The sequence below is a fragment of the Microbacterium sp. SORGH_AS_0505 genome (assembly GCF_030818715.1).
Lineage (GTDB): Bacteria > Actinomycetota > Actinomycetes > Actinomycetales > Microbacteriaceae > Microbacterium.
On sequence record NZ_JAUTAT010000001.1, the window covers coordinates 1,086,109 to 1,109,164 of the forward strand.

The 23,056-nt window shown below is 70.0% G+C and carries 21 protein-coding genes; 13 read left to right on the forward strand and 8 right to left on the reverse strand.

Annotated elements, in window-relative coordinates:
• Positions 1 to 1,215 carry an MFS transporter gene (locus QE428_RS05450; protein ID WP_307466652.1) on the reverse strand — a complete coding sequence of 405 codons (1,215 nt, stop codon included), beginning with the start codon at positions 1,213 to 1,215 and terminating at the stop codon, positions 1 to 3.
• Positions 1,216 to 1,282: 67 nt separating this feature from the next.
• Between QE428_RS05450 and QE428_RS05455 the strand changes: the two genes are divergently transcribed.
• The 7 genes from QE428_RS05455 to mnhG all read left to right on the forward strand — a co-directional run bounded on the left by QE428_RS05455 (position 1,283) and on the right by mnhG (position 8,621).
• Positions 1,283 to 2,323, forward strand: a complete 1,041-nt coding sequence (locus QE428_RS05455; RefSeq protein ID WP_307466655.1) for a LacI family DNA-binding transcriptional regulator — start codon at positions 1,283 to 1,285, stop codon at positions 2,321 to 2,323.
• 82 nt (positions 2,324 to 2,405) lie between these two features.
• A complete protein-coding gene (locus QE428_RS05460) occupies positions 2,406 to 5,321 on the forward strand; it encodes a Na+/H+ antiporter subunit A (RefSeq protein WP_091358154.1) in 2,916 nt (971 codons plus the stop codon).
• Positions 5,318 to 5,839 (forward strand): Na(+)/H(+) antiporter subunit C, encoded by a 522-nt coding sequence (locus tag QE428_RS05465; protein WP_091358158.1) that lies wholly within the window; start codon positions 5,318 to 5,320, stop codon positions 5,837 to 5,839. Before QE428_RS05460 ends, QE428_RS05465 begins: the two co-directional genes overlap by 4 nt.
• A complete protein-coding gene (locus QE428_RS05470) occupies positions 5,836 to 7,407 on the forward strand; it encodes a Na+/H+ antiporter subunit D (protein ID WP_133398903.1) in 1,572 nt (523 codons plus the stop codon). Before QE428_RS05465 ends, QE428_RS05470 begins: the two co-directional genes overlap by 4 nt.
• Entirely contained in the window at positions 7,397 to 7,996 is a 600-nt protein-coding gene (locus tag QE428_RS05475) for a Na+/H+ antiporter subunit E (RefSeq protein ID WP_307466668.1), read from the forward strand. Before QE428_RS05470 ends, QE428_RS05475 begins: the two co-directional genes overlap by 11 nt.
• A gap of 50 nt (positions 7,997 to 8,046) precedes the next feature.
• Entirely contained in the window at positions 8,047 to 8,268 is a 222-nt protein-coding gene (locus QE428_RS05480) for a monovalent cation/H+ antiporter complex subunit F (protein WP_373457715.1), read from the forward strand.
• The gene (mnhG, locus tag QE428_RS05485; protein ID WP_307466674.1) at positions 8,265 to 8,621 is read left to right on the forward strand and encodes a monovalent cation/H(+) antiporter subunit G; all 357 of its coding nucleotides are present in this window, start codon (positions 8,265 to 8,267) and stop codon (positions 8,619 to 8,621) included. The genes QE428_RS05480 and mnhG overlap by 4 nt, the downstream gene beginning before the upstream one ends.
• 1 nt (position 8,622) lies before the next feature.
• Here the strand turns inward: mnhG and QE428_RS05490 are convergent, their stop codons facing one another.
• The 4 genes from QE428_RS05490 to argG are packed head-to-tail and all read right to left on the reverse strand — an operon-like array spanning position 8,623 to position 13,304.
• Positions 8,623 to 10,518: a YhgE/Pip domain-containing protein gene (locus QE428_RS05490; protein ID WP_307466678.1), complete on the reverse strand. Its 1,896-nt coding sequence runs from the start codon at positions 10,516 to 10,518 to the stop codon at positions 8,623 to 8,625.
• Positions 10,515 to 11,213, reverse strand: a complete 699-nt coding sequence (locus tag QE428_RS05495; RefSeq protein ID WP_307466681.1) for a hypothetical protein — start codon at positions 11,211 to 11,213, stop codon at positions 10,515 to 10,517. The genes QE428_RS05490 and QE428_RS05495 overlap by 4 nt, the downstream gene beginning before the upstream one ends.
• Positions 11,210 to 11,821 carry a TetR/AcrR family transcriptional regulator gene (locus QE428_RS05500; RefSeq protein ID WP_091358186.1) on the reverse strand — a complete coding sequence of 204 codons (612 nt, stop codon included), beginning with the start codon at positions 11,819 to 11,821 and terminating at the stop codon, positions 11,210 to 11,212. Before QE428_RS05500 ends, QE428_RS05495 begins: the two co-directional genes overlap by 4 nt.
• 52 nt (positions 11,822 to 11,873) lie before the next feature.
• Positions 11,874 to 13,304 carry an argininosuccinate synthase gene (argG, locus tag QE428_RS05505; RefSeq protein ID WP_307466684.1) on the reverse strand — a complete coding sequence of 477 codons (1,431 nt, stop codon included), beginning with the start codon at positions 13,302 to 13,304 and terminating at the stop codon, positions 11,874 to 11,876.
• Between the two features lie 343 nt (positions 13,305 to 13,647).
• Between argG and QE428_RS05510 the strand changes: the two genes are divergently transcribed.
• The 6 genes from QE428_RS05510 (at position 13,648) to QE428_RS05535 (ending at position 20,975) form a co-directional block, all read left to right on the forward strand.
• Complete coding sequence (locus tag QE428_RS05510) at positions 13,648 to 14,631, forward strand: ABC transporter substrate-binding protein (protein ID WP_133398899.1); 984 nt, start codon at positions 13,648 to 13,650, stop codon at positions 14,629 to 14,631.
• 94 nt (positions 14,632 to 14,725) lie between these two features.
• Entirely contained in the window at positions 14,726 to 16,318 is a 1,593-nt protein-coding gene (locus QE428_RS05515; RefSeq protein WP_307466689.1) for a sugar ABC transporter ATP-binding protein, read from the forward strand.
• Complete coding sequence (locus tag QE428_RS05520) at positions 16,315 to 17,364, forward strand: ABC transporter permease (RefSeq protein WP_091358200.1); 1,050 nt, start codon at positions 16,315 to 16,317, stop codon at positions 17,362 to 17,364. Before QE428_RS05515 ends, QE428_RS05520 begins: the two co-directional genes overlap by 4 nt.
• On the forward strand, positions 17,361 to 18,389 hold the full coding sequence (locus QE428_RS05525; protein ID WP_307466692.1) for a sugar ABC transporter permease YjfF: 1,029 nt from the start codon (positions 17,361 to 17,363) through the stop codon (positions 18,387 to 18,389). The genes QE428_RS05520 and QE428_RS05525 overlap by 4 nt, the downstream gene beginning before the upstream one ends.
• A gap of 49 nt (positions 18,390 to 18,438) precedes the next feature.
• Positions 18,439 to 19,962, forward strand: a complete 1,524-nt coding sequence (locus QE428_RS05530) for a sugar ABC transporter ATP-binding protein (RefSeq protein WP_307470652.1) — start codon at positions 18,439 to 18,441, stop codon at positions 19,960 to 19,962.
• Positions 19,959 to 20,975: a LacI family DNA-binding transcriptional regulator gene (locus QE428_RS05535; RefSeq protein WP_091358212.1), complete on the forward strand. Its 1,017-nt coding sequence runs from the start codon at positions 19,959 to 19,961 to the stop codon at positions 20,973 to 20,975. Before QE428_RS05530 ends, QE428_RS05535 begins: the two co-directional genes overlap by 4 nt.
• On the opposite strand, the gene QE428_RS05540 is transcribed toward QE428_RS05535, so the two are convergent.
• From QE428_RS05540 to QE428_RS05550, 3 genes are read right to left on the reverse strand one after another with little or no spacing between them, the layout of a single operon-like run.
• The gene (locus QE428_RS05540; RefSeq protein ID WP_307466696.1) at positions 20,965 to 21,672 is read right to left on the reverse strand and encodes a Pr6Pr family membrane protein; all 708 of its coding nucleotides are present in this window, start codon (positions 21,670 to 21,672) and stop codon (positions 20,965 to 20,967) included. The genes QE428_RS05535 and QE428_RS05540 overlap by 11 nt on opposite strands.
• A 29-nt stretch (positions 21,673 to 21,701) precedes the next feature.
• The gene (locus QE428_RS05545) at positions 21,702 to 22,643 is read right to left on the reverse strand and encodes a hypothetical protein (protein WP_307466699.1); all 942 of its coding nucleotides are present in this window, start codon (positions 22,641 to 22,643) and stop codon (positions 21,702 to 21,704) included.
• On the reverse strand, positions 22,640 to 22,978 hold the full coding sequence (locus QE428_RS05550) for a PadR family transcriptional regulator (RefSeq protein ID WP_307466701.1): 339 nt from the start codon (positions 22,976 to 22,978) through the stop codon (positions 22,640 to 22,642). Before QE428_RS05550 ends, QE428_RS05545 begins: the two co-directional genes overlap by 4 nt.
• Positions 22,979 to 23,056: the final 78 nt, after the last annotated feature.

Sequence of the window (23,056 nt, forward strand, 5' to 3'; positions counted from 1 at the left end):
TCAGTGACCGTTGCCGCGGGTTCCCGGCAGCGGCTTGGCCGCACCGGACGCGAACCCGGACGCCGCGACGAGGGCGGCGATGATGAACAGCGCGTTCAGCAGACCGATGTGGTCGCTGATCACACCGAGGATCGGCGGCCCGCACAGGAACGCGATGTAGCCGATCGTCGCCGCAGCGCTCACGCGCGCTGCCGCGTGTTCGGGATCGTCGGCCGCCGCCGACATGCCGAGCGGGAAGCCGAGCGAGGCGCCCACCCCCCACAGCGCAGCCCCGACGAACACGAGCGGCAGGTTCGGCGCGAGGATGAACAGCAGGATGCCTGCGACCGTCGTCGCAGCGAGGACGCGCAGCGTCGCCACTCGACCGAAACGGTCGACGAGAGGTCCGCCGAACACACGCAGCACGGTCATCGCGACGGAGAAGACCATGAGTGCGGCGGCGCCGAGCTCCTCCGTGCTGTCGTGGTTTTCGCTCACGCCGAGCGCCATCCAGTCGTTCGCGCCGCCCTCGGCGAACGCCATTCCTAGGATCACGACGCCGAGCACGTAGGTTCGCGGCTCACGCCACGCCGATAGGGCGATCATCAGGCGGGCCCGCCACCCGGCCGGTGCGGCGTCTGGCGAACCGAACTCACGGTGCGGAACGAAGCGGAACGCGACGACGGCGATGACCGCGATCGACACCGCGATCACAGCGGCATGGGCGAACACCGAGATCTGCGCACGAGCGGCGAGGGCCCCGAGCCCGGCTCCGATGACGGTGCCCAGGCTGAAGAACGCATGGAACAGCGGCAAGATCGTCTTCTTCACCTCGACCTCGATCGCCGCCCCATCGACGTTCATGAGCACGTCGAGGGCGCCGTTGCCGAACCCGAACAGCATCAGCCCGACGAGGACCACGGGGACGGCGGCAAGGACGTCCGTGCCCAGCCCGATGAGGAACAGGCCGGTCGCCAGCACGAGCATTACCAGGAGCATCCCGCGCCGGGTACCCGTACGCGCCGCGATGACCGAAGAGACCGACAGGCCCAGAATCGACGCCGCTCCCATGCCGAGCAGCAGGAGTCCGATGGTGGCGTTGTCGATACCGAGCGCCGCCTTGATCGACGGCACCCGCGACGCCCACGTCGCGATGCTCAAGCCGCTCGCGGTGAAGATCGCGAACACGGCGAGACGCCAGGTCCACAGGCGCGCGGAGGTGAGCTCGAGGGTCATGACGGTCACTCTAGCGGGATCTCCGAATCGATTCGACAATCGGATCCGTGCGGCTACGATCGAGAGCATGAGCAGCCGCCGAGCGACGATCTCCGACGTCGCGCGCCACGCCGGAGTCTCGGCCTCGACGGCATCCGTCGTCTTCAGCGGCAAGGTCGCGGTCTCCGACGCCACCCGCGCGAAGGTGATGCGCGCCGCCGATGCCCTCGGATACACCGGTCCCGACCCGCGAGCGGCGTCGTTGCGGACCGGTCGAGCCGGCGTCGTGGCGGTGCTCTTCCGCGAGCGGCTCGGCGTCGCGTTCCGCGACCCCGTCACCACCGAGATGATGGACGGACTCACCGACGCTCTCAGCCCGATCGGCGCCGGCATCCTCCTGCTCACCGACGAGGGCCCGGCGGAGTCCGGCCCCACCCTGACGACCGCGCCCCTGGACGCGGCGATCCTCCTCGGCTGCAACGAGATCCTGCAGTCGTCGGTCGACGTGCTCCGTGGTCGCGGCATCCCCGTCGTGGTGATCGAGGGCGATGCCGGAGTCGACGTCCCCCGCGTGCTCCTCGACAACGTCGAGGCGCAGCGGACGGCTGCCGAGCACCTGCGTTCCCTCGGTCACGAGGACGTGGCGCTGGTGACGCTGGCGAAGGATGCCGCGCGCCCCCGAGGCTTCATCGACGATCCCGCGCAGATCACCGTCGACGTCACGCGCGATCGACTGCTCGGGGCCTGGGAGATCTTCCCCGATGCGCCCGCGTACGCGGTCCGTGAGAGCTCGATCGACGAAGGGCTCGCCGCGGGCCGTGTGCTGCTCTCGGGTCGCCGGCCGACCGCGATCATCGCGCAGAGCGACCTTTTGGCGGCCGGGGTGATCCGTGCCGCCGAGGAAGCCGGGCTCCGGGTTCCGGAGGACCTGAGCGTGACGGGCTTCGACGGTGTCGCGGTGGACGGTCTGGCCCCGTACGCGCTCACGACGCTCGCGCAGGACGCGGGTGCGAAGGGCCGCGCGGCGGGCGAGGCGGTCGTCGCGATGCTCGAGGGGCGGGAGCCGGCATCCCTCACCCTCACCTGCACATTCCGACGAGGGAACACGACCGCGTCCGTACCGGGGTGACCTGGGAGCCGGTCGGGCGCCGCCTATCCCTCAGCCGGTAGACTGGACATCTCGACCCCCGCGATTGCACAAGGAGGCCAGGTTGCTGATCCTCCTCGCGGCGTTCGCCCTCGTGCCGCTCCTGCTGCCGGCCCTCGTCTCCCGGCTCGGCTCCCGCACCTTCCTCGTCGCGGCTCTCGTTCCGATCGCCGCGTTCGTGCACACGGCGCTGCAGGCCCCGCGCGTGCTGAACGGTGATATCCCGTTCGAGACATACGCCTGGATTCCCGATCTCAAGGTCCAGCTGTCGATGCGGATGGACGTTCTCGGCTGGGTCATGGCGCTCATCGTCACCGGCGTCGGCGCGCTCGTCATGCTCTACTGCCGCTGGTACTTCGCCGGCAAGCGCGAGGGCCTCGCGACGTTCTCGGCGGTCCTCCTCGCCTTCGCGGGTGCGATGTACGGGCTCGTGCTGACCGACGACATCGTCGTGCTCATCATGCTGTGGGAGGTCACGAGCGTTCTCTCGTACCTGCTCATCGGTTTCTACCACCGCCGCGGCGCGAGCCGACGCGCCGCTCTGCAGGCCCTGCTCGTGACGACGCTCGGCGGGCTCGTCATGCTGATCGGCGTCGTCATGCTCGTCGTCCTCTACGGCACGACGAGCATCACCACGATGATCGAGACCGGGCCCGTCTTCCAGGGCGGTGAGGCCGTCGCCCTGAATGCCGCGATCGTCATGCTCCTCGTGGGGGCCCTCAGCAAGTCGGCCATCTTCCCGTTCCACTTCTGGCTCCCCGGCGCGATGGCCGCGCCGACGCCGGTGAGCGCGTACCTGCACGCCGCCGCCATGGTGAAGGCCGGCATCTACCTGATCGCCCGCTTCGCGCCCGCCTTCGCGGATACCGACCCGTGGCGACCCATCGTCATCGGCCTCGGGATCTTCACGATGCTCCTCGGCGGTTTCCAGGCGATGCGCGAGTCGGACCTCAAGCGCATCCTCGCCTTCGGCACCGTCAGCCAGCTCGGCATGCTCACGGTCGTCCTCGGCTACGGCGAACGCAACAGCGCTCTCGCCGGTCTCGCCCTCCTCGTCGGGCACGCCCTCTTCAAGTCGGCGCTGTTCCTCATCGTCGGCGTCATCGACCGTCAGCTGAGCACCCGCGACATCGGGGAGCTCTCAGGGGTGGGGCGCCAAGCGCCGACGCTCGCGACGTTCTCGATCATCGCGATCGCCTCGATGGCGGGGGTCGCGCCCACGGTCGGCTTCGTCGCGAAGGAGGCGGCGCTCACCTCGTTCCTCGAGGGCGGCGCGTCCGCGACGGCCCTCATCCCCCTGATCGGGATCCTCGGCGGCTCCGCTCTGACGGCGGCGTACGGCATCCGTTTCGTGTGGGGTGCCTTCTGGACGAAGAAGGATGCCGCCGGTGCGCCGCGCGAGCGCACGGAGTGGCCCGACCCGCCGATCGGCTTCCTGGTGGCGCCGGTCGTCCTCAGCGGGCTGACCATGGTCGCCGGCGTCACGGCGCCGCTGCTGGACTCGGGTCTCGCGGGTTACGCCGACAGCATCCCGCTCGAGGAGGGCGGCAAGGAGTACCACCTCGCTCTCTGGCACGGGTGGGAGCCCGCGCTCTTCCTCTCGCTCGGCTCGATCGCCCTCGGCGCGCTGCTGTTCTGGATCACGCAGCGCCGCCCACTCAGAACCCGCATGCTGCCGTTCACGGCGAACGACGTCTACAACCTGTCGCTGCGCGGCGTCGCGAAGGTCTCGGTCTGGACGACGTCGCTCACCCAGCGCGGCTCGTTGCCGTTCTACGTCGGGACGATCTTCGTCGTCTTCATCGCCGCCGAGGCCACGGCCCTGCTGGCCTCGACCGAGTGGCGCATCGCCGTCGACGCCTGGCAGAGCCCGGCGCAGCTGCTCGCCGCTCCCGTCATGATCCTCGCGGGCATCGTCGCGATCCGCGCACGCAAGCGCTACACGGGAGTCGTGCTCGTCTCGGTCACGGGTCTCGGCATGGTGCTCCTGTTCGCGACCAGCGGCGCCCCCGACCTCGCCCTCACGCAGATCCTCGTCGAGACGGTCACCCTCATCGCGTTCGCGCTCGTGCTCCGCCGCATCCCGGCACGCCTGGGCGACCACAACGCCTCGGTGCTCCCCGTCGTCCGCGCCGTCATCGGCATCGGGGTCGGCGTCACGATGGCGGCCGTCGCCCTCATCGCGACGGGTGCCCGCGTGGCCGACCCGGTCTCGGGTCCGTTCCCCGACCTCGCCTACGAGATCGGGCACGGCAAGAACGTCGTCAACGTGACACTCGTGGACCTGCGCGGGTGGGACACGATGGGCGAGCTCTCGGTCCTCATCCTCGCGGCGACAGGCGTGGCATCCCTCGTCTTCGTCACCAACCGCTCCGACAGCCGCGTCCTGCCCTCTCTTCCGACGAGCTCCGGACGCAGCCGCCGTCCGCTCGTCGAGACGGCCGACGGACCGCGCCCCCGCTCCACGGCGCCGGGCTCGACCCGCCAGGCGTGGCTCGTGGGCGGACTGAAGGTGAAGCCCGAGAACAGATCGCTCCTGCTCGAAGTGATCGTGCGCGTCCTCTTCCACTCGATCATCGTCGTGTCGGTGTACCTGCTGTTCGCCGGCCACAACCTGCCCGGCGGCGGATTCGCCGGCGGCCTGGTCGCCGGTATGGCACTCGTCATGCGCTACGTCGCCGGCGGACGGTGGGAGCTGGGTGCGGCCGCGCCGACGGATGCCGGCCGACTCCTCGGCGCGGGCATGGTGCTCGCCCTGTCGTGTGCGATCGTGCCGCTGTTCTTCGGTGCCGCGCCCCTCACGAGCACGTACTGGGAGGCGGAGATCCCCCTACTCGGCGAGGTCGAGTTCGTGACCTCGACGATCTTCGACGTCGGCGTGTACCTCGTCGTGATCGGACTCGTCCTCGACGTGCTCCGTTCGCTCGGCGCCGAGGTCGACCGGCAGACGCAGGCACAGCGGGAGCGGGTGAGCGCATGACCGTCTCGCTCGTCCTCGTGATCATCATGGGTGTGCTCTTCGCCGCCGGCGTCTACGCGATGCTGGAACGCAGCCTCACGCGCGTCCTCATCGGCTTCCTGCTCCTGGGTAACGCTGCGAACCTCTTCCTCTTGATCGTCATGGGTGCTCCCGGCGTCGCGCCCTTCTTCGGCAGCGACGGCGAGGGTGAGGAGTTCAGCGATCCGCTGCCGCAGGCCCTGTCGCTGACGGCCATCGTCATCACGTTCGCGATCTCGTCGTTCCTGCTCGCGCTCATCTACCGCTCCTGGCAGCTGGGACAGGCCGACACGGTCGCCGACGACGAGGCCGACCGCGAGGTGCGCGAGCGCGGCGCCCGCGACGAAGAGACGATGGACGACGAGATCACCGACGAGGACGACGACGCCACGACCGACTTCATCGGGACGGAGACCTCCCCCATCGTGATCCTCCACGCGCAGGACATCGCCGAACTGCGCGACGACGCCCCCACCGACAAGCCGGGAGGGCACCGATGACCGCCCTCGTCCCCCTGCTCGTCACGCTGCCGCTCCTCGGCGCGGGCATCGCGCTGATCTTCGGGCGTCGGCGTCGGGTGCAGGTCGGCGTCTCGATCGTCACCCTCACCGTCGCCGCGGTCATCGCCGCCGTGCTGCTGTACTACGTGGACGTCAGCGGGATGCCGCTGGCCGTCTCGGTCGGCGGATGGCCGATCCCGTTCGGCATCGTCCTGTACGTCGACCGGCTGGCCGCGCTCCTCGTGCTCGTCTCCAGCATCGTGCTCCTGGCCGTCCTCCTCTTCTCCGTGGGTCAGGGCGCCGCGGACGGTGATGAGGAGACGCCGGTCTCGATCTTCCACCCGTCGTACCTGATCCTCGCCGCGGGCATCTTCAACGCGTTCATCGCGGGCGACCTCTTCAACCTTTACGTCGGGTTCGAGATCCTGCTCGTCGCGTCGTACGTGCTCATCACGCTGGGGTCCACCGAGTCCCGCATCCGCACCGGCGTCGTCTACATCGTCGTCTCGCTGGTCTCGTCGATCCTCTTCCTCGCCGCGATCGCGGCGATCTACGGCGCCCTCGGCACCGTCAACATGGCGCAGCTCGCCGACCGGATGGGGGAGCTCCCCGACGAGGTGCAGCTCGTGCTGCATCTGATGCTGCTGCTCGCCTTCAGCATCAAGGCCGCGGTCTTCCCGCTGTCGTTCTGGCTGCCCGACTCGTACCCGACCGCGCCGGCGCCGGTCACCGCGGTCTTCGCCGGATTGCTGACCAAGGTCGGCGTCTACGCGATGATCCGCACCGAGACGCAGATCTTCCGCGACAACGACGTCAACCAATTGCTGCTGATCGTCGCGCTCGCCACCATGATCGTCGGCATCCTCGGCGCCGTCGCTCAGGCCGAGCTCAAGCGCATCCTGTCGTTCACGCTCGTGAGCCACATCGGATACATGGTCTTCGGGCTCGCGATCGCGACGCCCGCGTCGCTGGGCGCCACGATCTACTACATGGTCCACCACATCGTGGTGCAGACGACGCTCTTCCTCGCGGTCGGGCTCGTCGAGCGCCGCGCAGGATCGACCTCGATCCTCAAGGTCAAGGGGCTCATGCGCGCGGCGCCGCTGCTGGCCGTTCTCTACTTCATCCCGGCGATCAACCTTGGCGGACTGCCTCCCTTCTCGGGATTCATCGGCAAGTACGCGCTGTTCGATGCGGCCGCCGCCGTCGGCACGCCGATCATGTACGCGCTCATCGTCGCCGGCATCCTGACGTCCCTTCTCACCCTGTACGCCCTCATGCGAGCCTGGAACCTCTCGTTCTGGCGCGAGGAGGAGGACGCGAACGAGGAGTCCGGCGTCATCGACCGCATCTCGTACCTCGACGACGCCCCTGCCGCCGGCGTCCAGACGCAACGCCGCGTCATCCCGCGCATCATGACCGCCTCGACGACGGGCATGGTCGCCGTGACGGTCGCACTGACCGTCTTCGCCGGCCCGCTCTACCACCTGTGCGCGAGCATGGGAGCGTCGCTCCTGAACCCCGTGAGCCTCACCCAGTTGCAGGAGGAGGTGAACGGTGGGAACTGACATCCAGCGGAGCGCGCTGACCGGCATCTGGCGGCAGCTGCCGTTCTTCCTGTGGCTCGTCGCGCTCTGGATGCTGCTGTGGGGTCAGTTCACGGTGCTCGCCTTCCTCACCGGCGTCGTGGTCGCCGTCTTCGTGACGAGCGTCTTCCGCCTGCCCCCCGTCGAACTGTCGGGACGACTCAACCCGTGGTGGCTGCTCGTCTTCACGCTCCAGTTCGTCGGTGCCGTCGTGAAGGGCTCGCTCGTCGTCGCGTGGCAGGTCGTGCGGCCCGGTCGTCAGCCCGGCGTCTCGGTCGTCGCCGTGCCGCTCGTGACGGACGACGACCTGATCATGGCGCACGTGGGGGTCACGGCATCCCTCATTCCGGGATCGCTCGTCCTCGAGACCGACCGCGACCGCCGCATCCTGTACCTGCACGTCCTCGGAGCGTCGACGGATGCCGAGGTGGAGCAGCAGCGCCGGATGGTGCAGCGCTGGGAGGCACGGCTCGTCCGTGCGGTCGGCTCGCGGGCTCAGCTCGACGCCGTCCGCGCATCGCGGGCCGGCGCCGAGGGCGTCCGCACGCGCGTGAAGGAGGAGAGCTCGTGACCACCGTCCTCATCGTCCTCATCTGCGCCGTCTTCGGTGTCGCCGCACTCATGACCGTCTGGCGCATCATCATCGGTCCGTCGATCCTCGACCGCGCGGTCGCCTCCGACGTGCTGCTGACGCTCCTCATCTGCGCACTGGGCGCCGAGATGGCCATCAACCACCACACCCGAACCCTGCCGGTGCTGCTGATCGTCGCCGCCGTCGGCGTCTTCGGATCGGTCTCGATCGCCCGCTTCGTGGCGCGCCGCGACTCGGAGGTCGACCGATGACCGAGATCCTCCACGTCGTCGCCCTGCTGCTGATCCTCGTCGGCGCGCTCCTGTGCCTCACGGCCGCGATCGGCCTGATGCGGTTCCGGGACGTGCCCACGCGGCTGCACGCAGCCACGAAGCCGCAGGTGCTCGGGCTGCTGCTGATCGCCATCGCGATCGGCCTCGAGCTGCAGTCCTGGGCGGTCGTGGCGTTCCTCGTCCCCGTCCTGCTCATCCAGTTCGCGACCGCGCCGCTCTCGGCGCACATGGTCGGTCGACAGGCCTACCGCAACGGCACGATCGATCGCCGGAACCTCCACGTCGACGAACTCGCCGAGGCGAAGGAGACCCCGCCCGCCGCGGGCGGCTGACTCAGCCGATCAGGCTCGGCTGCAGGTCCCGCATCGTCCGGCGGAACGTCATCCGCGTGACGCCCGCGACCGCGACCACCAGGGCGCCGACCAGCCAGGTCGCGAGGACCGCGGCATCCGTCCAGGCGCGCCCGGCCACCCCGCCGTACATGACCTGCCGCATCGCGTCGACGACGTATCCCATCGGCAGGACGTGGTGCAGCGCGGCCAGCGGTGCCGGAAGCGTCTGCCACGGGAACGTACCGCCCGCGGTGACGAGCTGCAGCACCATGAGGACGAGTCCGACGAACTGCCCCACCGACCCCAGCCAGACGTTGAGGGCGAGGATGATCGCCGCGAACGTCGCCGATGCGAGCAGCAGGATGCCGAGCGTCGGCAGCGGATGCGTGAACGAGAACCCCAGTGCGATCGAGAGCACGCCGAACAGCGACACCATCTGCACCGCGCCGAGGGCGGCCGGAGTGAGCCACCCCGCGAGGGTGACGCGGATGGGGGAGCGGAGCGCCGTGACGGCGCGCTTCGAGATCGGCTTCACGATCAGGAACAGGGCGTAGATGCCGATCCAGCCGGCGAGGGCGGCGAAGAACGGCGCGAGGCCCGCGCCGTAGTTCTGCGCCTGGGTGACGGACGCCTCGGAGATGCCGACCGGGTCCGAGAGGGTCGACGCCTGCGCCTTGCGCGTGTCGGCGCTGTCGTCGGGGAGCTGCTGCGCACCGTCCCGCAGGCCGTCGCGGAGCTTCGCGGCGCCCTCGTCGAGGGTGTGGATGCCGGAGGCCAGCGTGCGGGATCCCTCGTCGAGCTTGTGCGCACCGGCGTCGGCGCTCGCGACTCCGTCGGCGAGGGTGTGGGCGCCGGTCGCGGCCGTGGCCGCCCCCGACGCGAGCTTCGCGCTGCCGTCGGCGACCTGGGCGGCGCCGTTGTCAAGGGTGTCGATCTGCGCGACGGCCTGCTGCACGCGCGCGTCGAGGTCGGCGACACGGGTGCCGATCGGGTCGACGACGTCGAGGACCTGCGCGATCTGCGTGGCGTCGAGTCCCTGCTCCTGCAGCCGTGCCGTCAGGTCGTCGCGGAGCGATGGGACGGCGGACGCGGCCCGGTCCGCGGCGGAGCCGACGCGATCGGCGATGCTCCGGAGCTTCGCCGTGCCGCCCGAGACCTGCTCAGCGCCCGAGGTCAGGGACTGGAGTCCGTCGGACAGCGTGTCGACGCCCGTCGCGAGTGAATCGGCACCGGTCCGGAGCTTCGTCGTCCCGTTCGCGAGGGTGGCGGCACCGTCGGCGAGCGTATCGGCACCGTCGCCGGCGCTCGCGAGTCCGTCGGTCAGCTGACCGGCCCCGTCGGCGGCGTCGAGGAGCTTCACCCGCACGGTGTTGAGCGCGTCGAGCATCGTGAGCCCGGCTTCACGGACCACTTTCTCCGTGACCGTCGTGCGGATCCGCGAGACCGCCTGGCTGCCGATCGTCGAGGCGAGGTAGTTGTTGGCGTCATTGGTGGTCAGGTCGATCTCGGCCTGCCGAGGGTCCTTCGACGAGATGGACGCGACGGATGAGGTGAAGTCGGCGGGGAGCGTGACGGCGAAATCGAACGAGCCGTCATCGAGGCCGCGTCGGGCGCCGGCGGCATCCACTTCGTGCCAGTCGAAGCTGCCGTCCTCGAGCAGCGAGTCGGCGACCTCGTCGCCCAGGTTGCGGTCGGCGCCGTTGAGGGTGGCCCCTTCGTCCTGCACGACGAGGGCGACGGGCACCTCCGACAGGTTGCCGTACGGATCCTGGTTCGCCCACAGGTACAGGCCGCCGTAGAGGACCGGCACGAGGATCAGGGCGATGAGGGCGATGACCCGCATGCGGGTCGAGGTGAGGCGGCGCAGCTCGGCCGCGAACAGAGCGGGGATCTTCACGAGAGGATGCCTTCGGTCGAAGAGTCGGTGAGGGCACGGCGCCGGGAGCGCAGGGCCGAGGTCGCCCGGATGCGGGGCCGGCCGACACGACCCTGGCGGGCGGGGGGCTCAGCCTCGAGGGCCGTGGCGGCGGCCGTGCCGGCAATGACGAGGACGGCGAAGCCGCGTGCGGCGAAGTCCTCGGCGATGCGCTGCCAGTGCCGGGGATCGCCCCCGTGACGGTCGGGCGAGACGAGGACGAGCGCCTCGATGCCGCGTCGGAGGGCGGCGAGTTCGAGCAGCATCCGGATGCGGTCGTCGGCGTCGAGCTGCCCGATGGGTGTGCGGGCGAGCGGTCGCCAGCCGTGCTCGTCGAGCCAACGGCGGGCCGAGAGCGGATCGGCGCGCCGCCCGGCGAACATGAGCTCCTCTTCGACGACGCCGACGACGGCGACGTCGGGCGCCGGGTCGTTGACGTCGGGGGCGTCGACGAGGGCGACGACCTTTCTCAGCCGGCGGGGGCTGCGGCGGCCGTCGATCGTGACGGTGCCGGTGTCGGGTCGCATGCGTCCGCTGGCGATGAGACCGAGCACCGACGGGCGCTGTTCTGTCTCGGCGGTGGTGAGGGTGACGCGACCCGACGCGAACGTGGCGTCCGTCGCGGGAAGGATGCCGCCGGCGCGACCCTTCGAGACGTCGTCGAGCACGATCTTCACGCGCGGGCTCCTTCGAGCACCTCGTCGGCCTCCCGCCAGCCGAGGCCGGCGACGCCGAGGATCGCCCGGACGGCGACCGATGCGGCTTCGGGCCGGGCGGTGTCGAGCCGGGTGATGACGGTGCGCGCGGCCTCTTCGATCAGGCGCGCGACGGTCGCAGCGGGCATGTCGGTGCGGATCGTGCCCTCGTCGCGTCCCCGTGTCACGATCGCGAGGACCCGCCGGCGGACCGGGGTGAGCACCGCCGCGGTCTCCTCGATGTGCGAGTCGTCGAGGGCCACGGTCGCGGCGAACTGCACGTCGGCGGCGCCGTCCCACAGCGCGAGGGCGAGACGGGCGAGGGCGACGGGCGCGGGGCCGCTGTCATCGACGTCCCCGGCCAGCGCGTTGAAGCGCTCGGCGCCGCCCAGGATCATGGCGCGCAGCAGCGTGTCGCGGTCGTCGAAGTGCCCGTAGAGCGCGCGACGGCTGAGCCCGGCGGCGCGCGCGATGGCGTCGATCGGAGCGTGGGGGTCTCGGGCGATGGTGGCCGCTGCCGCCGCGAGGATGTCCGCGCGGTTCGCCGCGGCATCCTTTCTCGGACGACGCGGCGATGCAGTCGTGGTCACGCCACGATCATACGAAGTTGCACAATCGTGTGCAACTTAATTCAGCGACCTCTCAGTCGGCACCGAAGTCGAAGGATGCCGAGTCCCCCGCCTCGTCGATCGCACCCGCCAGCTCGTCGACCTCACCGGAGTTGCCGGTGATGGCGTCGGCGCCGCCCTGCTCGAGCTCGCCGACCAGGTCGGCGGTCGCGCCGCCGATCATGCCGAGCGACACGAAGTGCTCGAGGCGGGCGCGCGAGTCGGCGATGTCGAGGTTGCGCATCGTCAGCTGACCGATGCGGTCGGTCGGACCGAAGGCGGCGTCACCGACGCGCTCCATCGAGAGCTTCTCGGGGGAGTACGAAAGGTTGCGGCTCTCGGTGTTCAGAATCGTGTAGTCCTCGCCGCGGCGCAGACGCAGGGTCACGGTGCCGCTGATCGCGGAGCCCACCCAGCGCTGGATCGACTCGCGCAGCATGAAGGACTGCGGCTCGAGCCAGCGACCCTCGTACATGAGGCGACCGAGGCGACGGCCCTGCTCGTGGTAGGTGGCGAGGGTGTCCTCGTTGAGGATGCCGTTGACCAGGCGCTCGTACGCGATGAACAGCAGCGCCATACCCGGCGCCTCGTAGACGCCGCGGGACTTCGCCTCGATGATGCGGTTCTCGATCTGGTCGCTCATGCCGAGGCCGTGGCGCCCGCCGATCTCGTTCGCCGCCATGACCAGGGCCACGGCATCCGAGTACTCGACGCCGTTGATCGCGACGGGGCGTCCCGCCTCGAAGGTGACCGACACGTCCTCGGTCTCGATCTCGACCGCCGGGTCCCAGAAGCGGACGCCCATGATCGGCTCGACGATCTCGAGCGAGACGTCGAGGTGCTCGAGGGTCTTGGCCTCGTGGGTCGCGCCCCAGATGTTCGCGTCGGTGGAGTACGCCTTCTCTACCGAGTCGCGATACGGGAACCCGTGCGCCACGAGCCATTCGCTCATCTCGGTGCGGCCGCCGAGCTCGGTGACGAAGTCGGCATCCAGCCACGGCTTGTAGATGCGCAGCGCGGGGTTGGCGAGCAGGCCGTAGCGGTAGAACCGCTCGATGTCGTTGCCTTTATAGGTGGAGCCGTCGCCCCAGATGTCGACGCCGTCCTCCTTCATGGCGCGGACGAGCATCGTGCCGGTGACGGCCCGGCCGATCGGGGTCGTGTTGAAGTAGGTGCGTCCGCCCGAGCGGATGTGGAACGCGCCGCACGACAGGGCGACGAGACCCTCCTCGACCATCATCGGCTTGCAGTCGATGAGGCGGGATCCCTCGGCGCCGTACTGCAGCGCGCGACCCGGGATCGACGCGATGTCGTCCTCGTCGTACTGGCCGAGGTCGCCGGTGTAGGTGAAGGGGACGGCGCCCTTGTCGCGCATCCAGGCGACGGCGACCGAGGTGTCGAGACCCCCCGAGAAGGCGATGCCGACGCGCTCGCCGACGGGCAGGGACTGAAGGACCTTCGACATGGTCCCCATCCTATCGAGGGGGCGGTCCGGCCCCCGGCGCGGTTACGCGCGGGCGGTGCGGCGGAGATCCGGGCGACACGCGGGGGAATGGATGCCGGGCCGCGGCATGTCGGTGAGGATCTCCGCTCGGCGGCTCGGCGCGCCATATGTGAGTGCTCACATGTGGAGAACGTGCCATTCCCCACCTCGAGAGGCGGCACCCCACCCATCCGCCGCGTTACGCAAATGTTACCGCTCACAATCTAGCGCGGAGCGAAATGTGAAGGCTAACATTCGAGCAACCGGAAGCCATGGCGGCCCGGAACACCGGCGGTGAGCCGGACCCGAACAAGGAGGTTTTGGGATGAAGAAGACTGCTTTCGCAGCAGCGGCCATGCTGGGGGCACTGGCACTCGTCGTCACCGGATGCGCGGGCAACGGCGCACCCGGTGCGGGTGGCAACGGTGGCGGCGGCGACCTGATCACGGTCGGGTTCGCGCAGACCGGCTCCGAGTCCGGGTGGCGCGCAGCCAACACCGAGTCGATGAAGAAGGCGTTCTCGGAGGAGAACGGGTTCAAGCTGACGTTCAACGCAGCGGACAACAAGCAGGAGGCGCAGATCTCCGCCGTCCGCAACTTCATCAACCAAGGCGTCGACGCCATCGTCATCGCCCCGATCACGGTCGACGGATGGGACGACGTCCTGAAGGAAGCGAAGGATGCCGGCATCCCGGTCATCCTCGAAGACCGCACGGTCTCGGCCAGTGACGACCTCTACGCCTCGTGGGTCGGCCTCGACTTCGAGCAGGAGGGTCGCACCGCCGGCGAGTGGGTCAAGGAGAACTTCGACGGCAAGGGCGCGAACCTCGTCGTCCTCGAGGGCACGACCGGCTCGTCGGCCGCACTCGACCGCGCCACGGGCTTCAACGAGGCCATCGAGGGCACGGACGTCAAGGTGATGGACTCGCAGACGGGTGACTTCACCCGCGACGGCGGCAAGAAGGTCATGGAGGGCTACCTCCAGAAGTACGGCAAGGACATCAACGTGCTGTTCGCGCACAACGACGACATGGGTCTGGGTGCACTCGACGCCATCAAGGCGGCTGGTCTGACCCCCGGCAAGGACATCCAGATCGTCACGATCGACGCCGTGAAGGACGGCATGACCGCTCTCGCCGCGGGCGAGTTCAACTTCATCGTGGAGTGCAACCCGCTCCTGGGCGAGAAGGCCGCCGAGCTCGTGAAGTCCGTCGTCGACGGCAAGACGGTCGAGAAGCGCACGATCGTCGAGGACCAGTCGTTCACGCAGGAGCAGGCCGCCGAGGTCCTGGACTCCCGCCCGTACTGATCGGTCGCCACCCCTCACGATCCGCTCGGATCACCGAACCACTGCCGGGGACCGGATTCCGGTCCCCGGCGGTCATCACGGAAAGGCGCGCCTCATGGTCGATGTCGCAGCCACGCCGGAATCCCCGGCCACCGTTCCGCAGCACGACGAGGTCGTGCGGATGCGGGACGTCACCATCCGGTTCCCCGGCGTGCTCGCGCTGGACCGGGTCGATCTGACCCTCCGCGCCGGCGAGGTGCACACCCTCATGGGCGAGAACGGCGCCGGAAAATCGACGCTCATCAAAGCGCTCACGGGCGTCTACGCCATCAACGGCGGGACGATCGAGGTCGCCGGCGAGCAGCGCGTCTTCCGCTCGACCGCCGACGCAGAGGCATCCGGGATCTCCACGGTGTACCAGGAGGTCAACCTCTGCACGAACCTGTCGGTCGGTGAGAACGTCATGCTCGGCCGCGAGGTCCGGCGCGCCGGCTTCATCGACTGGCGTGCGACCCACCGCGAGGCGACGCGCTACCTCGCGGCCCTCGGGCTCGACATCGACCCGCGCTCGGCCCTGTCGTCGCACTCCATCGCGGTGCAGCAGCTCGTCGCCATCAGCCGCGCGACGGTCGCCGACGCCCGCGTGCTCGTCCTCGACGAGCCGACCTCCAGCCTCGACCGCAGCGAAGTCGAGCAGCTGTTCACGGTCGTGCGCGGCCTTCGCGACCGCGGCGTCGCCATCCTCTTCGTCACGCACTTCCTCGATCAGGTCTACGAGATCTCCGATCGCCTGACGGTCCTGCGCAACGGTCAGCTGGTGGGGGAGTACCTGCCGGCCGAGCTCCCGCGCGGCGAGCTCATCGCCAAGATGATCGGCCGTCAGCTCGATGAGCTCGAGGCGCTGTCTCGCGCGTCCGAGCGCGAGATCGACCGCGGCGCGACGCCGGTGCTCCGCGTCGCGGGGCTCGGTCGCAAGAACGTCATCGAACCCGTCGACATGGAGGTCTACGAGGGCGAGGTCGTCGGCATCGCCGGCCTGCTGGGCTCAGGCCGCAGCGAGCTCGTCCGTCTCGTCTACGGCGCGGACCGCGCCGATGCCGGTACGCACGAGGTGCGGGGGGATGCCGCGCGCATCACGACCCCGCGGAACGCGATCGACAAGCGCATCGCCTTCTCGAGCGAGGACCGTCGCGCCGAGGGGATCATCGCCGACCTCACCGTCGCCGAGAACATCGTGCTCGGCATCCAGGCCAAGCGCGGCGCGATGCGTCCCATCGGCAAGGCCGAGCGCGACGCCATCGTCTCGGAGTACATCTCGGCGCTCGGCGTCCGCCCTGCCGACCCGAACGCGCTCGTGCGCAACCTCTCGGGCGGCAACCAGCAGAAGGTGCTGCTGGCCCGGTGGCTCGCCACGGCGCCGCAGCTGATCATCCTCGACGAGCCCACGCGCGGCATCGACGTCGGCGCGAAGGCCGACATCCAGCGCAAGGTCGCCGAGCTCGCGGCCGAGGGCCTCTCGGTCGTCTTCATCTCCTCGGAGCTCGAGGAGGTGGTCCGCATCGCCCAGCGCATCGTGGTGCTGCGCGACCGTTCTAAGATCGGCGAACTGGACGCCGCCGACGTGACGGTCGACGATCTGGTCGCCCTCATCGCGCAAGAGTCCGGCGAGACGACGTCGTCTCGCCTCAACCCGGAGACAGCGGCATGAACCCGACCCTGAAGCGCTTCCTGGCGCACCGCCTCGTCTGGCCGATCGCGGCACTGCTCGTGCTCGTGATCGTCAACACGATCGCGCGTCCCTCCTTCATCTCGATCACGGTGCAGAACGGTCAGCTGTACGGCCCGCTGATCGACATCCTGCGCAACAGCGCACCGCTCATGCTGGTGGCGCTGGGCATGACGCTCGTCATCGCGACGCGCGGCATCGACCTCTCGGTCGGCGCGATCATGGCGGTCTCGGGTGCCGTCGCGCTCACCTACATCTCGGCCTCGCCCGCTCCCGAGGACCTGTCGACCGTGCTCATCGCGATCGCGCTCGCCGTCTTCGTGGCGCTGCTGCTCGGTGTGTGGAACGGCTTCCTCGTGGCGGTCGTCGGCGTCCAGCCGATCATCGCGACCCTCGTCCTCATGCTCGCCGGTCGCGGCGTCGCCCTGCTCATCACGGGCGGCTTCATCACGACCATCACGAGCGCGCCCTACCGCTTCATGGCGCAGGGCTACCTCGTGGGCTTGCCGTTCGCCTTCTACGTCTCGGTCATCGCGATCGTCATCGTCGCCGTGCTGCAGCGCCGGACCGCCCTCGGCGTCCTCACCGAGGCCGTCGGCATCAACCCCGAGGCCAGTCGCCTCGCGGGTGTGCGCTCGCGCGGCATCATCTGGGGCGCGTACGCGGCGAGCGGTCTGCTGGCCGGGTTCGCCGGCATCCTCTATTCGTCGAACATCATGGCGGCCGACGCCAACGCAGCGGGTCTCTACATCGAGCTCGACGCGATCCTCGCCGTCGTCCTCGGCGGCACGAGCCTCATGGGCGGCAAGTTCACGATCGCGGGCACCGTCGTCGGCGTCTTCACGATCCAGACGCTCAAGTCGACGATCACCTTCCTCGGCGTTCCGCCGGCGGTCAGCCCGCTGTTCCTCGCGATCGTCGTGGTGATCGTGGTCCTCGTGCAGTCGCCGCGGACGCGGTCGCTGTTCGCGAAGGGGGTCGATGCCGTCCGAGGCGGCGGCCGTCGCACCGCGGAGGTGGCCTCGTGAGCGCCGTCACCGCAGACCTCGGCCGCACCGGCGGGTTCGCCGACACGATCCAGCGCTTCCGCAGCCGGCACGCCTCGTGGGTGCCCGTGTTCGCGGCCGTCGTGATCCTCATCGCGATGCTCATCGGAGCGCAGGCCTACTTCGGAAACTTCGTCACCCCGCGCGTGCTGTCGGCGCTCCTGCTCGACAACGCGTACCTGCTGATCCTCGCGGTCGGCATGACCTTCGTCATCCTCACCGGCGGCATCGACCTCTCGGTCGGCGCGGTCATGGCGTTCACCGGGATGCTGGGTGCCAGCATGCTGAGCCAGGGGATGCCGGTGGCTCTCGTCATCCCGGTCATGCTGGTCCTCGGGGCGCTCATGGGCCTGTTCGTCGGGGTGCTCGTGCAGTACTTCGGGGTGCAGCCGTTCATCGCATCGCTCGCGGCGATGTTCGCAGCCCGCGGGCTCGCGTTCATGGTGAGCCTGTCCTCGATCCGCGTCGAGGAGCCGGCGATCCTGTGGCTCCAGTCGACCCGCATGCAGGGTGGCCCCGGCAGCTTCTACATCACCCCGACCGGCATCCTCGCGCTCGTCGTGGTGGTCGTCGGCATCCTGATTCTGCAGTTCACGCGGTTCGGCCGGACGATCTACGCGATCGGCGGCAACGAGCAGTCGGCGCGGCTCATGGGCCTGCCGGTCGTGCGGACGAAGCTGCTGGCGTACGTCATCAGCGGGGTGTGTGCGGGGCTCGCGGGTGTCGTCTTCACGGCGTACACCGGGGCGTCCTACCCGCTGAACGGCATCGGGACCGAGCTCGACACCATCGCCGCGGTGGTGATCGGCGGCACGCTGCTCACGGGCGGTAGCGGGTTCGTGCTCGGCTCGATGATCGGCGTGTTCGTCTACGGCACCATCAAGACGGCGATCTCGTTCCTCGGCGTCGACCAGTCCTGGACGCGCATCACGATCGGCGCGCTGCTGCTCGTCTTCGTCGTCGTGCAGCGTCTGCTGGTCGCGCGGACGGCGCGAACGTCACGGTGATGTCAGGCGTGAACCTCGGGGGAGGCTCGCCGCGGGCATGATGGTCCGTATGGATGCGCGCGAAGCAGCGGTCGCGCCGGTCGTGCACGTGACCGGCGCGACCGTCCGCTTCGGCGCCGAGACCGTGCTCGACGCGGTCGACTTCCGGCTGCTGCCGGGCGAGGTCCACTCGCTCATGGGCGAGAACGGCGCCGGCAAGTCGACGCTCATCAAGGCGATCACGGGTGCGCTCCGACCGGATGCCGGGACGATCCGCGTCGGCGGAGAGCCGGTGCACTTCGCCTCGCCCGCCGATGCCCTCGCCGCCGGGATCAGCGCGGTCTATCAGGAGATCGACCTGCTCCCGAACCTGTCGGTCGGCGAGAACGTCCTGCTCGGGCGCGAGAGCCGTCGGTTCGGCGCCATCGACTGGCGCGAGACCCACCGCCGGGCGGCCGAGATCCTCGAGGGACTCGGGCTCGACATCGACCCGCGCACGCGCCTGTCGCGGCATTCGCTCGCCGTGCAGCAACTCGTCGCGATCGCGCGCGCGATCTCGGTCGACGCGCGCGTCGTCGTGCTCGACGAGCCGACCTCGAGCCTCGACCTGGATGAGGTCGCCGAACTCTTCCGGGTCATCCGCGAGCTGACCTCCCGCGGCGTCGCGGTGCTGTTCGTCTCGCACTTCCTCGACCAGGTCTACGAGATCTGCGATCGCATCACGGTCCTCCGCGGCGGGCGCCTGATCGGCGAGTACGTGCCGGCCGAGCTCCTGCGCATCGATCTCGTCGAGAAGATGCTGGGTCGCGGGGCCGACGAGATGGACGTCCACCAGAGGGAGGATGCCGCGGCATCCGTCCCGATCGCGCTCGCCGGACGGGGCCTCGCCTCGGGGACGGGCCTCACCGAGGCGACCCTGTCGATCGGCGAGGGCGAGGTCGTCGGACTCGCGGGGCTGCTCGGCTCGGGGCGGAGCGAACTGGCGCGTGCGCTCACGGGTGTGGACCGACCGGATGCCGGCGAGCTCGAGGTGCGCGGTGCTCCCGCCCACCTGCCGACCCCACGCCGGGCGATCGGTCAGGGCGTCGTCTACTCGTCCGAGAACCGCCGTACCGAGGGCATCATCGGCGAGCTCAGCGTGCAGGACAACATCACGCTCGCGCTGCAGGCCGATCGCGGCATTCTGCACCGGCTCGGCAACGCTCGCCGTCGGGAGCTCGCGATGAGTTGGATCGAGGCGCTCGACATCCGCCCTGCCGACCCGGACCGGCCCGCAGGAACGCTGTCGGGCGGCAACCAGCAGAAGGTGCTGCTCGCCCGCCTGCTCGCGCTGTCGCCGCGGGTGCTGGTGCTCGACGAGCCGACGCGCGGCATCGACGTCGGCGCGAAGGTCGAGATCCAGCGGCTCGTCGCCGACCTCGCCGACAACGGCCTCTCGGTGCTGTTCATCTCGGCCGAGCTCGAAGAGGTGCTGCGGGTCTCGAACCGGATCGCGATCATGCGCGGCGGACGCCTCGTCGACACGATCCCCGCCGATTCGCTCACGGTCGATTCCCTGCTGGCGCTCGTCGCGCGTCCCGAGGACGAGTCGTGAGCGACGAGCGCGGCGCGAAGTCCGCCAACATCTTCGACGTCGCGCGCCTGGCGGGCGTCTCGCACCAGACCGTGTCGCGCGTGCTCAACGATCTGCCGAACGTCCGCCCGGCCACCCGCGCCCGCGTCGAGCAGGCGATGGCGCAGCTGCGCTACAGCCCGTCGCCCGCCGCCCGCGCGCTCGTCACCAAGCGCACCCGGACGATCGGGCTGATCACGCCGGGCACGGCGGACTTCGGGCCCACGTCGGTCGCGATGCACTTCAACGTCGCGGCGCGCGTCGAGCGGTACTCGGTCGACTCCGTGACCGCTGCGGACACGGATGCCGCCAGCATCCGCTCGGTCGTCGAGGGCCTGCTCCGTCAGCGGGTCGACGCCATCGTGATCGTCGTGAACGACCTCGGCGTGCTCGAGGTCGTCCGCGGGCTCGACCTCGGCGTGCCGATGGTCGCCGCTGCCGCGACCCAGCGCCGGAACCGCCAGCTCGTGTCGATCGATCAGTACCGCGGCGCCCGTTCGGCGGTACGCCACCTCGCGGAGCGGGGGCACCGCCGCATCCTCCACATCGCCGGCCCCGCCCGGAATCCCGACGCCGTCGAGCGCATCCGCGGGTGGCGCGATGAGCTCGGGGCGCACCAGCTCGCGGTCGTCGAGCCGATCCACGGCGACTGGACGGCGGCCAGCGGAGCCGAGATCGGCCGCGGCCTGGATCTCGAGCCCGGCGACGCCGTGTTCGCGGGCAACGACCACATGGCGATCGGTCTGCTGTCGGCTCTCCGCGGGCGCGGCCTCCGCGTCCCTGACGACGTCGCGGTCGTCGGATTCGACGACGTTCCCGAGGCCGCCTACCTGTCGCCGCCGCTCACGACGGTGCGGCAGGACTTCCGCGCGCTCGGCGAGCTGATGATGCAGAAGGTCCTCCTCGCGGTCGAGGAACCCGACGCCCTCACCGAGGACACACCGCTGCCCACGCACCTGATCGTGCGCGAGTCCTCCGTCGCCGTCAGGCCGTGACGGGGACGCGCGTCGACCGCGTGCGCAGGCGCCCGACCCAGACGACGAGCGCGCCGATGACCACGAAGGCGGTCGCGATCCCGACGATGTAGGCGCCGACACCGCCCCAGCCGGCTACGCCGTTCGGATCGAGGAACGGGTACGGGTACCAGAACGCCACACCGTCCGTCGGGTCGATCACGAGAGGTCCGCGCACGAGGGTGTAGCCGATCCAGAGGATCGGGACGGCGAGGATCGCGACGACCGCGCGCCAGGGGAGGGCTCTGCGGGTGGGTGCGACGACGAGGTCGAGCAGCAGGAACAGCGGCGCGACGACGTGCACGATCTCGTTCGCCCAGGCGACGTGGTCGTCGGATGTCGGGAAGCCCCGGAGGAGCAGGTTGTAGATGACGCCGGTGATGAAGAGGTACGTCGTCGCCGCGGCGAGGCCGAGCGCGACGCCGGCCGGTTCGCGCTCCTCGTGAGACGGCCGCATCCAGAACCAGATGACCGCAGCGAGCAGTGCCAGCACCCCGACCATGTTGGAGAGGATCGTGAAGAAGCTGAAGAAGTTCGCGATCGTCGTCGTGACGTCGCGATCGTTCGCGATCGCGGTCCGGACCGTCGTCACGAACTGCGTGACGACGGCGGACATCATGAGAGCGGCCGCGATCAGCCGGAGGACCGACCACACTGTCGGCCACGTTCGGGTACGCATGACCGAACCCTAGCGCGCTGCGAGCCGTGTCAGGCAGCGCCTTCCCGCGGGTGGGTTCCGTGCCCCCATCGGGCCCCCGCGCGGAAGATCCCGACCCCGACGGCGCCGACCGCGACGACAACCGCGAGCCCCAGCATCCCGGTCGCGACGTCCCACATCGTGAGGCGGATCAGCCAGACGATCGTCCAGACACCCGCGACGGCGGCGACGAGACGGGCGACGGTGCGAGCGCGCACGATCGCCGTGAGGAGGGCGAGCACCCAGACGGCACCCGCCAGGAAGCCGGTGAACTCCGCCGTGAGGACCCGGGTCCAGATCGCATCCGACGGGCTGCCGGGCGGCACCTCGAAGGAGAGGTGGAAGAAGAGGAGGATGCCGGTCGTCACCGCCGCCGTCACGCCTGCCGCAAGGCGGGCGCGCACCGGGGCCAGCAGGGTGAGCAGCGCGAAGACCGTGAGCGTCACCGTCACGATCGCGCGGGGGCCGGCGAGCGGATCGATCTGCGCGTAGACGAACACCCCGACGCCGGCCACGGCCGTGGCCGTGAGGGCGATGCGCGCCGCCCGCGTCGCACCGCAGAGGATCAGGACGAACGCGATCGCCCACAGGCCCGCGGCGATGAGTCCCGGACTCGCCTGCGGGTCGAGATTCTGTCCTTCGGGAGGCAGGCGCCAGTCCACGCGTTCGCCGAACCCGCTGAAGACGGCGAACACCATGGCGAGGGCGAATCCGGTGGCCGCGGATGCGGTGGCGACGGCCTCGCGGGCGGGCTGCGGCATCCACCCCAGGATGCGGACCGCGAGGCCGCTGCGCATCAGCGCGATGCGCTCGCCGCGCGAGGGTTCGTCCCGTCCCTGCGCCTCGGCTTCGTCGAGCAGGGTCCCGAGCATGGCCTCGCCGTGCCGGTCGCGCCACGAGGAGGGGTACGCGCGGAGCGCGCGGCGCCAGGGGGTGTCGTCGACCGTGGTCACAGGGCACCTCCGAATGCGGGGCGCAGAGCGAGGCGCCGCCGGGCTTCGGCCACGGTGACCTCGCGCCGGGCGACCTCCTCGGCGAGAAGGCCCACGCCGTCGGGGGTGAGTTCCACGTACCGGCGCACGCGACCCTGCACCCGCTCCTCGCGGGCGATGCGGATCGTGCCCTCCTTCTCGAGGCGATCGAGCGCGGCGTACAGGGTCGCGACCTTGAGGCGCACGTGTCCGCGTGAGACACGGTCGACCTCCTCGATGAGGGCATAGCCATGCTTGGGGCCGTCGGCGAGAGCCGTCAGCATGAGGAACGTGGGTTCCCGCATCTCCTGGGTCATGAGGCGACCATACTCTGACGGACAGAGTATGCGCCAGCGCCGCCTTCGACCCCTGTCGCCCCGCCCGATAGGATGGGG

Coding starts and splice junctions, on each gene's coding strand:
- QE428_RS05450 (WP_307466652.1), bottom strand. CDS start 1,215: ATGACCCTCGAGCTCACCTCCGCGCGCCTGTGGACCTGGCGTCTCGCC.
- QE428_RS05455 (WP_307466655.1), top strand. CDS start 1,283: ATGAGCAGCCGCCGAGCGACGATCTCCGACGTCGCGCGCCACGCCGGA.
- QE428_RS05465 (WP_091358158.1), top strand. CDS start 5,318: ATGACCGTCTCGCTCGTCCTCGTGATCATCATGGGTGTGCTCTTCGCC.
- QE428_RS05470 (WP_133398903.1), top strand. CDS start 5,836: ATGACCGCCCTCGTCCCCCTGCTCGTCACGCTGCCGCTCCTCGGCGCG.
- QE428_RS05480 (WP_373457715.1), top strand. CDS start 8,047: ATGACCGTCTGGCGCATCATCATCGGTCCGTCGATCCTCGACCGCGCG.
- mnhG (WP_307466674.1), top strand. CDS start 8,265: ATGACCGAGATCCTCCACGTCGTCGCCCTGCTGCTGATCCTCGTCGGC.
- argG (WP_307466684.1), bottom strand. CDS start 13,304: ATGTCGAAGGTCCTTCAGTCCCTGCCCGTCGGCGAGCGCGTCGGCATC.
- QE428_RS05510 (WP_133398899.1), top strand. CDS start 13,648: ATGAAGAAGACTGCTTTCGCAGCAGCGGCCATGCTGGGGGCACTGGCA.
- QE428_RS05515 (WP_307466689.1), top strand. CDS start 14,726: ATGGTCGATGTCGCAGCCACGCCGGAATCCCCGGCCACCGTTCCGCAG.
- QE428_RS05520 (WP_091358200.1), top strand. CDS start 16,315: ATGAACCCGACCCTGAAGCGCTTCCTGGCGCACCGCCTCGTCTGGCCG.
- QE428_RS05530 (WP_307470652.1), top strand. CDS start 18,439: ATGGATGCGCGCGAAGCAGCGGTCGCGCCGGTCGTGCACGTGACCGGC.
- QE428_RS05540 (WP_307466696.1), bottom strand. CDS start 21,672: ATGCGTACCCGAACGTGGCCGACAGTGTGGTCGGTCCTCCGGCTGATC.
- QE428_RS05550 (WP_307466701.1), bottom strand. CDS start 22,978: ATGACCCAGGAGATGCGGGAACCCACGTTCCTCATGCTGACGGCTCTC.